Origin of the sequence: Nocardia sp. NPDC049707 (genome assembly GCF_040674855.1) — a bacterium.
Taxonomy (GTDB): domain Bacteria; phylum Actinomycetota; class Actinomycetes; order Mycobacteriales; family Mycobacteriaceae; genus Nocardia.
Genome location: NZ_JBFANN010000095.1, coordinates 1 through 9539, shown reverse-complemented (window position 1 = coordinate 9539; position 9539 = coordinate 1). Strand labels below are relative to the sequence as shown.

Annotated in this window: 9 protein-coding genes; 6 read left to right on the top strand and 3 right to left on the bottom strand. The window is 63.1% G+C overall.

Annotated features, from left to right (window positions below; all coding sequences use genetic code 11):
- Window positions 1–222: hypothetical protein (locus tag AB0J29_RS36650; RefSeq protein ID WP_364795837.1), on the bottom strand; the 222-nt coding region annotated here is incomplete at its 3' end.
- A gap of 855 nt (window positions 223–1077) precedes the next feature.
- Complete coding sequence (locus tag AB0J29_RS36645) at window positions 1078–2121, bottom strand: YafY family protein (protein WP_364795834.1); 1044 nt, start codon at window positions 2119–2121, stop codon at window positions 1078–1080.
- Between the two features lie 96 nt (window positions 2122–2217).
- On the opposite strand from AB0J29_RS36645, the gene AB0J29_RS36640 reads away from it, so the two are divergent.
- From AB0J29_RS36640 to AB0J29_RS36630, 3 genes are all read left to right on the top strand, one after another.
- Window positions 2218–2616 carry a VOC family protein gene (locus AB0J29_RS36640; protein WP_364795831.1) on the top strand — a complete coding sequence of 133 codons (399 nt, stop codon included), beginning with the start codon at window positions 2218–2220 and terminating at the stop codon, window positions 2614–2616.
- Window positions 2617–2787: 171 nt separating this feature from the next.
- Window positions 2788–3048 (top strand): hypothetical protein, encoded by a 261-nt coding sequence (locus AB0J29_RS36635; RefSeq protein ID WP_364795828.1) that lies wholly within the window; start codon window positions 2788–2790, stop codon window positions 3046–3048.
- Window positions 3049–3149: 101 nt separating this feature from the next.
- Entirely contained in the window at window positions 3150–4934 is a 1785-nt protein-coding gene (locus tag AB0J29_RS36630; RefSeq protein WP_364795826.1) for an FAD-dependent oxidoreductase, read from the top strand.
- 486 nt (window positions 4935–5420) lie between these two features.
- Here the strand turns inward: AB0J29_RS36630 and AB0J29_RS36625 are convergent, their stop codons facing one another.
- Complete coding sequence (locus tag AB0J29_RS36625; protein ID WP_364795823.1) at window positions 5421–6854, bottom strand: NADP-dependent succinic semialdehyde dehydrogenase; 1434 nt, start codon at window positions 6852–6854, stop codon at window positions 5421–5423.
- A 293-nt stretch (window positions 6855–7147) separates the two neighbouring features.
- On the opposite strand from AB0J29_RS36625, the gene AB0J29_RS36620 reads away from it, so the two are divergent.
- From AB0J29_RS36620 to AB0J29_RS36610, 3 genes are all read left to right on the top strand, one after another.
- Window positions 7148–8158 carry an NAD(P)-dependent alcohol dehydrogenase gene (locus AB0J29_RS36620; protein ID WP_364795821.1) on the top strand — a complete coding sequence of 337 codons (1011 nt, stop codon included), beginning with the start codon at window positions 7148–7150 and terminating at the stop codon, window positions 8156–8158.
- Window positions 8159–8283: 125 nt separating this feature from the next.
- The gene (locus AB0J29_RS36615) at window positions 8284–9021 is read left to right on the top strand and encodes a molecular chaperone Hsp31 (RefSeq protein WP_364795818.1); all 738 of its coding nucleotides are present in this window, start codon (window positions 8284–8286) and stop codon (window positions 9019–9021) included.
- 258 nt (window positions 9022–9279) lie between these two features.
- Window positions 9280–9539 (top strand): LLM class flavin-dependent oxidoreductase (locus tag AB0J29_RS36610; RefSeq protein ID WP_364795816.1); only part of this gene is annotated, 260 nt, incomplete at its 3' end.

Below are 9539 nucleotides of genomic sequence, written 5' to 3'. Positions count from 1 at the left end.
GTTGCCCGAAGCGGCGTGGATCAACCGACCTGCAAAGGAGAACACCGACACAGAACAGGCAGCCTGACCTGTCTCATCGGGATTGACAGACTCCGGACTCTCGATCGTCGGTGAAGCCGCCAACGGGCGTCCCAGGAACGCATCACTTGATGGACCTACCTTCTGATGTATCAGGGCCACAACAGGTTCGCTGCCACCACCATCGGACAAAGAATGCGGCACGCATTCGTGCCGACGCTATGGATCACCCGCCAGAACTCGATCCTCTGAGGCCGGACCGTATTGGAGATCCGACCGGTAGCCACCAGCTCCGGCGCGGCACCCGCGAACGCTGCGGGGCATTGCCTCGGATCGCTCACCGTCGCGCGACCGGAATGGCTTATTCGCCCGCAACAGCATCCGGCACAGGTCGACGAGCGGGCGATTCGGCCGTGATGTGCCGACAGTCGCTCTCGCATCCGTTCCAGACTATCCAGACTGCAAGCTGGTCTCGTGTCACAGGTCTATCGCTACACCAATGCCGAAATCTGGCATGTCGCTGCGAGCACAGCCGGGGTGCGTCCGGCTGTGCCGCTTCGGGTTCTTCGGCTAGGCCATCTGATGAACAATCGCGGATTGTCCTACTGCGAGCGATATTTGAGATATTTGGTCGTCGTCGATGCAGACGATGTTCGCCGACTGCCCGCTGTCCATACGTAAATGTCTCGTTCGGCGGGATCTGTTGTGTAGGACGTCGGCCCGCCGACGAAGACCGGGCAGGCGGCAGCGGTATCGACAAGTGCGTCGTCGATAGGCTGCGCCCGTCTCGCACCGCCGCGACTACGGCTCTGAGCGGCTTGACTCCATACCCAGAGTTGCGATGTGCGAACTGATCTGGGTCCTGCATCCGATGAAATTGCAATCAGCAGGCGCAACCGGCTGGAATCCGGTGCTGACGCAGTGATGCCCCGGAGTTTCCCGGGCATCACGAAATCGGTTGTGGCTGTGGCTATTTCTTGCCGGACCCGCCGCCGCGGTTGGCGTTGGTCCCGCCCGCGGACTGAGGCTCGGCTGGCGAGCCCATTTGCGGCCGTGCGACTACCCGGGTTGCGGGCACCGTCCGGGAGACTTGACGGCAGGACCGGATGCGGTGGGTTGCCATGCGTGGTGAGCGCGGTCGGCGAAGCGATCCGCGAACTCGGTGACGAGGGAACGCAGTTCGGCTGGACGCTCGATGGCGAAGGGGCGGTCGAGCGAGGCCAGTATCGGGGGCAGCCAGTCGAGTCGTTGCGCCCGGATCTCGACGCGGTACCAGCGTGCATCGGCTGGATCCAGATCCGGTTCGAGGTCTACCACGATCGCGATGCTCGCCGGAAGCCTGCTACGGATCTGTTCGAGGGTTCCGTTGATGCGCAGGGTCACTTCGTGCCGGTAGGCCGCGGTGGCGAATCCCGTGAGGAGTGACTGCGCCGCATCTGGTTCGTCCATGGGGTCGAACGACCCTGGCAGAGTTCTCGCGTCGGTGATCCGGTCGAGCCGAAAGCTCCGGTCTTCTCCCGTTTTCCGATCCGTACCGGTGACGTACCAACGGCTGTGGTGTGCGACGACCCCGCGTGGATATAGCACCCGTTGGCTGTGGTGGCCGTCGCGGTCGGTGTATCTGATCGAGACGGGACGGCGGTGGTGCACGGCGTCGGTGACGGCCAGTAGGACCGCGGCGTCGGGGGCCGCGGATTCGCCGGATGGTTCGGTGAATGACAGGGACTCCAGGACCACGGCGAGCCGATCGGCCAGACGTTCCGGCAGTACCCGCCGGATCTTGGCCGCCGCCGTGTCGGTCGCCGTGGGCGGGGCCGTCGCGAGGCCGGTCCGCTGCCCGGCGATCAACCCGAGCAGTACAGCAAGGGCCTCGTCATCGCTGAACATCAATGGGGGCAGGCGAAATCCAGGGCCGAGACGATAGCCGCCATAGCGCCCGCGTACCGCTTCGACCGGCACATCCAGCTCGATCAGGTGATTGACGTACCGGCGCACCGTCCGCGGGTCGACGCCGAGCCGGTCAGCCAGCTCGGTCATCGTGCGGGTATCGCCGGATTGCAGCATTTCCAGCAGGGCAAGCACTCGGACAGTGGGTCGATCCACATTTCCAACATTAACGGCAATACTGGACTGGTTGTGTCCTCTATTGGTTCTAGCATCGGTAAAACACCAGCTCAGCGAGTCAAAGGAGAACATCTCATGGACTTCATCTCGATCAGGGTCATCACCGACGGCGTCGCACGCCTTGTCGAGTTCTACGAGAAGGCCACCGGGCTCGAGGCGGTCTGGTCGACGGACGAATTCGCCGAAATCCGGACCTCCCGCGCCACCTTGGCCATTTCCAGCCGCGGCAATATCGAGCTGACCGCACCGGGTGCTGCCCGCCCGGCCGACAATCACAGCGTGATCATCGAGTTCCTGGTCGAGGACGTGGACCAGGTGTACCGATACCTAACCGGCCTCGTCGCCGACGTTGTCAAGGAACCCACCACCATGCCCTGGGGCAACCGGTCTCTGCTGGTCCGCGATCCGGACGGCAACTTGGTCAACTTCTTTGCCCCGGCTACCCCGGCCGCCAAGGAGAAGTTTGCTCACTGACCTCGCCCGCCAGTAGGAAGGACGACTTAGCCCGTTGATCGCTGGACCTAGCCGCTTGGTTCAGGCACCAGGTTTATAGAGCACCATCGAAACCTCTGAGTCATGTCACTGCGTGACATCGTTGTGCTATTCTGATGTCACTCAATGACATCAGGATGTGTGGAGGTTTCCATGGCTACGGTGAAGCGCATTCAGTTCCACCAGTACGGCGGCCCCGAAGTCATGCGGCTCGAGGACTTCGAGCCGGCCCGACCTGGCAAAGGCCAGGTTCTGGTCCATGTGCGGGCAGCGGCGGCTAATCCCGTGGACTGGAAGATCTGCAACGAGGACATGAAGCTCATGACGGGCCGGAACTTTCCACGCGGCCTGGGCCACGACCGCGGGCATCGTCGAGGCAGTCGGTCAGGGCGTCACCCGGTTGCGCATCGGTGACGCCGTGCTCGGCGCTGCGCGCATCAAGACGGCGGGAGCGTTTGCTGAGATGGTCGTCGCCGACGAGAAGGCAGTCGTGAAGGAGCCCGCCGACCTCTCATATGAGCAAGCCGCCGCGCTCCCAATTGTCGGGCTGGCCGCGTTACAGGCCCTCACGGACAAAGGGAAGCTGCAACCTGGTCAAGGCGTTTTCATCCACGGCTGCCTCGGCGGGGTCGGCCGAGCCGCCGCCCAGTTCGACCGCCCAATCAACTCAGAAAAATTCGTGGAGTCGAACCGGAAGTGTGTTGAAAGGAGCCGAAATGGATCACGCCACGAACCGCGCAGAGGCTGCGACCGATTGTGATGTGCTCGTCATCGGTGGCGGGTTGGTTGGTTTGACAGCGTCGATGTTCTTAGCGCAGCAGGGAGTACAGGTCACGGTGGTGGAGCGCCACGCCTCGACGTCGATTCACCCCAAGGCGCGCAATCTGTCCATCCGAACCATGGAATTGTTCCGTGAGGCGGGAATCGACGAGGCGGTCCGCGCCGCCGGGGACAATCGAGGCGATGTCGGGATCGGCGATACGCTCGCGGGCGCGTACGACCGGGTGTTCCGGCCGTTCGATACGTTCGATCCGCCGGGCCAGAGCCCCGCCATCCGTGCGTTCTGTGAACAGACCCGGCTCGAGCCGATCGTGCGCCAGCGCGGTGAACAGCTAGGCGCCACGATGCTTTTCGGCTATGCCGCGGTCAGGGTTACACAGAATCCAGACTCGGTCGCGGTCGACATCGCGCGTCCTGACGGCACTGCGATGGCGCCGATCGTGGCCCGCTACGTGATCGTCGCTGACGGCGCCAACGGAACGTTCCGTGACACCCTGGGCATCGGTCGTCACGGTGAACCGCTACCGGGAACCGGGGTGAGTATCCAGTTCGACGCCGACCTGGATGCACTGGTCGCAGACCGGTCGATCACCGCCTTTGTCTCGCCCACCCGCGAGGCCATGTTGTTCCTGCGCGGCCCAGGCCGCGATTGTCACCTGCTGGCGCTGCCACCACGCGCCGACCTCGATGAATTGGATTTCAATTCATCGGATGCCCAGGCCATTTCGTTGATCAACTCCGTACTGGGAGTCGACGATATCGACATCACCGTCCTGGACACCGCCACCTGGCACACCGGAGCCTACGTCGCCGACCGATACCGAACCGGCAGGGTGTTTCTGGTCGGCGACGCCGCGCACATCAACCCGCCCCACGGCGGGTACGGCGCCAACACTGGCATTGCCGATGCACACAACCTGGCATGGAAGCTTGCCGCGGCGTGCCGCGCAGACGCCGACGACGCCCTGCTGGACACCTACGAATCCGAGCGGCTACCCATCGCCGAGTACACCGTCACCGAGGTCCTGGCAATGGCCAAAGACAGCGGGTCCCTTGGCGAAGGGCTCGCCGGGCCCGTCAACGTCACGCTCGGATTCCGCTACCCAGCGCCAGGCGCTCATGGATACGACCAGCGTATGCCGCTACAGGATCCGACCGACGCCACCGGCCAACCAGGAACGCGGATTCCGCACATCGCGCTGACCGGCGCCAGCACACTGGACCTGGTCGACCCGCGCGGGTTCATCCTCCTGGCGCCTGAAGTCAGCTGCTACGCCACAGCGCTGTCCAGCGAGCCAATACCCGGGATAACCCTGCGCGTCGTCGCTGATGACCAAGTCTCTGACGTAGAGCGCTGGCAAAAAATATTCCCATCGCCTGAAACCGCGGGACTGCTGATCCGACCCGACGGCGTCATCGCCGCCCAGTTCACCGCCGCGTCCGTCTACCCGCCACATGCAGTGCAACTTGCACATGCAGTGCAACTTGCCCAGACACAGGCCCTGCACCCCGACCTGTAGCGACCGCGATACATGAAAATGCCAGTTACACAACATCATCGAAAGAACGGATGACACAAAGCCGCAGGCCGTCGACCTGTGGCTTTGCCGTTCTGTGGTCCTGCTCGGAGGCGAACCACCGGCGTGCCGACAACAGGTGCACGCAGCACGTTTGGACCGTGGCTTACGGCCAGGTCGCACTGATCGCTTCCGGCAGCCCGGACAACCCCGTCGCGGCAGCAGACCGGTCTCGGCGCCGAACGCGGAAGCTGTAAAGATTCAACTTGGTGTTTCGTGGTCGGTGTCCGGGACGACGAGGGCGAAAATTTCTGCGGCTGTGGTGAATTGGCGCGTGGAGGGGGTGGCGGTGAAGCCAGGCCGAGCTACGTCCGCTCATGGCCGGACGTCGGTTCGCGGCGCGGTCACGACGCCAGGTCATTCGAGGACACGGTCGTTGGTCGAGTGGATGCTGGTCGCCGTCGGACATGGGCGCGACGCCCCGGGCGCTCAAACAATCTTTTGCGGCGCAGGACCACGTTCGCCGCGGATCCCATCTGGGGATTCATTCTGGCCGATCCAAACAGTCTTGGCGTTCATGAACTCCCGCATACCGAGGTCGGACAGCTCGCGTCCGTAACCGCTGCGTTTGACGCCACCGAAGGGGATCTCGGGGTAGCTGGTCGTATTGCCGTTGATGAAGGCCATGCCCGACTGCACGTCGCGGATGAACAGCTCCCGTTCGGCCTCGTCCTCACTCCACAAATTCGCCCCGAGTCCGTAAGGGTGTCCGTTGGCCTCCCGCAAGGCATCCTCCAAAGAGGAGACGGTCCACACCTGCGCCACGGGGCCGAAGACTTCCTCGTGGTACATCCGCATCTCCGGCGTGACGCCGGTCAGCACGGTCGGCGGGTAGAACCAGCCGGGCCCGTCCGGGCGTTCGCCGCCCAACAACACTGTCGCGCCCTTGCCGACGGCGTCGTCGACGTAGGATTCCACCTCCCGCCGGCCGGACTCGGTGGCCAGCGGACCGACGTCGGTGCCCTCGTCCATCGGGTCGCCCACCACCAGCGCACCCATCTTCGCCACGAACATCTCGATGAATGCGTCACCGATGTCCTGGTGGACGAAGAACCGCTTGCCGTTGATGCAGGACTGCCCGTTGTTCAAGCACCGCGCCCGGACCGCGACATCGGTGGCAAGCTCCAGGTCCGTCGACGGCATGACGATGAACGGGTCGGAGCCGCCGAGTTCGAGGACCACCTTCTTGACCTCATCGCCGGCGATGGCGGCCACCGACCGCCCCGCGGGTTCACTGCCCGTCAGCGTCGCGGCCGCCACCCGTGGGTCGCGCAGCACCCGCTCGACCCTCCCCGAGGAGATCAGCAGGGTCTGGAACACATCATCCGGGAAGCCCGCGCCACGAAAGAGTTCCTCGAGGTACAAGGCGCACTGCGGCACGTTCGAGGCGTGTTTGAGCACACCCGCGTTACCGGCCATCAGCGCGGGCGCGGCGAACCGCATGGCCTGCCACAACGGCAGATTCCACGGCATCACCGCGAGCACCACGCCGATCGGCTGATACGTCACGAATGTCCGCTTCGCCCCTACGCGCCTGCCGTCACCATCCAAATCCCGTAGGAACGCGGGGCCCTCGGCAGCGTAGAAACGCAGCCCGCGCACGCACTTGACCACTTCCTGCTCCGCCGCCCGGATGGTCTTACCCATCTCCACGGTGATCATTTTGCTGACGCTTTCAACCTCCTTCTCCAGAAGGTCGGCCGCATGCTGCAGCCACCCCGCCCGCTCCTCGACGCTCGTCAGCCGGTACGAGGCGGCTGCTGCCGCCGCCCGGGCAAGCTTGTCTTCCAGTTCCTCAGGAGACAATTCGTCGAACCGCCTGAGAACCTCACCCGTCACAGGATTCGTCGTTGCGATAGCCATAATCCACAGTAAGGCCGCCTGATATCATCAGGCAATTCACCTATTTCGCCCTCGCCCGCCCAACAGAGAGGCGCGCTCATTATCGGCAGCCGTACTTTCCAGGAAAGCTACAGAGATGCGAAAATGGCGATATCGGAAGCAGCGGCCGACGTCAGAACCCGATTTCTGCCCACACCGTATGGTTTGAGTCGCCTTTTTGTTTGCCTGTCAGCGAAAGCGAGGCACACGTGATGCAGATGCAAGCAGCCCGAATGTATGGATACCGGGAACCGCTTCGGATCGAGGAGGTTCCAGTGCCCGAGCCCGGGCCGGACGAGATTCTCCTGAAGGTCGCGGCGGCGGGCATGTGCCGCAGCGACTACCAACTCCTCGACGGCTACTTCAAGGGCCCGTTCCCCGTCGAGTTCCCCTACATCCCCGGTCATGAGATCACAGGCCGGGTGGCGGGACTGGGCAGCGCCGTGCCCACAAAGGTGGGCTACTCGGAAGGTGACATGGTCGTGGTGAATCCCAGTTGGGGAGACGGCACGTGCCGACAGTGTCGCGAAGGCAACGAACAGCTGTGCAGCGGCAACGGCCGGTGGGTGGGTTTCGGCCCTCCAGGCGGCTTCGCCGAGTACATGGCCGTGGAGTACCGCCATGCAATCCCGGTCTCAGAGGACGCCGCGAAAGCACCTGAACTCCTTGCCCCGATGACCGACGCGGGCATGACCCCGTACCGAGGGATGAAAAAGCTCCGGGACGCAGGCAAGCTCGGCCCCGCTCGCACCGTCGCAGTGACGGGCATCGGCGGGCTGGGAAGCTACGCGGTCCAATACGCGAAGCTGCTCGGCGGCGGCGCGACTGTGGTGGCGCTCGCGCGCACGGACAGCAAACTCGACGTAGCGAAGGACAACGGCGCGGACCACGGGATCAATGTCAGGGACAAGTCCACCGAGGCTATCCAGGACGAACTGGAGAGGCTGACCGGCCGGAGAACAATCGACGCCATCCTGGACTGCGTCGGCAGCGAGGCATCCGTCGCAATGGGGTTCGACCTGCTGGGCCCTGAAGGCGCACTGGCAGCGGTCGGCCTCATGAGTCACCGCGTCGAGCACCGTCAGTTCCCCTTCGTAGGCACGGAGCTGTCCTACCTGGGTTCCTTCTGGGGCAACCACATGGATCTCGTCGAGGTGCTCTCCCTCGCCGAAGCCGGCCTCATCAAACACAACGTCACCAAGGTCAAGCTCGAAGACATCAACAAGAACCTGGAAGCCCTCGGTCGCGGCGACATCGTCGGACGCCAGGTCGTCGTGTTCGAGTGAAGCCTGCAGCGGGCAAACCCGGAAGCCGGTCACCCACCAGCATGATCTCCACGTCTTGTGACACTCTGCGCCGTACTGGCCGACAAAAGGGATGGCGGTACAAAAATCTAGCGAAGAGGTGAACTATGCCTGAGGATATTCCCCGCAAGGCGCTGATCGCCATCAGTAGCTACCATGGCACCATCTATCCGGATGGCACAAAAACCGGTCTCTTCTACACCGAAGCCCTACATCCGTTCGAAGTGTTTACGCGGGCTGGTTTCGAAGTGGATCTTGCCACGGAAACAGGCACATTCGGTTTAGACGACCTCTCGCTCACCGATCGATTTTTGATGGGTAACGACAAGGCAGTTTTCGATAACCCGGAGCATCCGTTCAATGTAAAGTTGAATTCGCAGTTGAGGAAAGCATCCGACTTGAGGAAAGAGGAGTACGGGTTGTTCTTCGCTTCCGCGGGGCATGCGGCGCTCTATGATTATCCGAGCGCGCGAGGGCTTCAGGCTGTCGGTGAAGACGTCTGGACTCGGGGTGGCATCGTCGCCGCTATATGCCACGGACCGGTGATCCTGCCCAAGATAATCGACTCCAAGACCGGAAATTCGGTTATCGAAGGAAAAACCGTGACCGGATTTACGATCGAGGGTGAGGTTGCCTTGAATGTCCTCGAGAAACTCACATCCGACAAGGTGGCACCCGTCGTCGAAGCAGTGAGCAACGTAGGAGCAAACTATAGCTCTCCGATGCACCCGTTCGACGACTACTCCATTACTGCTGGGCGGGTAATTAGTGGAGCCAATCCGGCAAGTGCGCGTAGCGCCGCTGAACGGGTCGTGAAGGCCTTCGATAGCCTTCAGGAGGTATAACGGCGGAAGCATCGCGGAGAAGAAATCCGGCGCTAGTTGTTGCACTCGAAATGCAGGCCGCGTTCCAACACAACCAAGGATGGTGTCCGTGTTCGGTGGTCGGCCAGGCTCGAGACCACGATGTCAGTCCGGCGTCCGGGCCGGTTGGGCGAACTTCTGGCGGCGAGCACGCGCGGCAGTGTGGCCGCCATAGTGCGGGGGCCATCAGCCCATCGAAAGCCGGCCGCTATCCACGCGCTACCGAAGGAGGTCGACATCATGAGAATCGGAATCGGACTGCCGAATCAGGTCCGCAATGTGCGTTCGTCGATTATTCCGGCCTGGGCGGAGCGGGCGGAGGAAGCGGGCTTCGTCAGCGTTGGCACGGTCGGTCGCTATGCCTACCCCGGTGTCGCCGACACCGTCGCCCTGGCGGCGGCTGCTGCCGTGACCAGCCGAGTCGAGTTGATCAGCGGCGTGCTGCTCGGCCCTACCTGGCCAGCACCACTGCTGGCCAAGGAACTCGCCGGCATCGACGG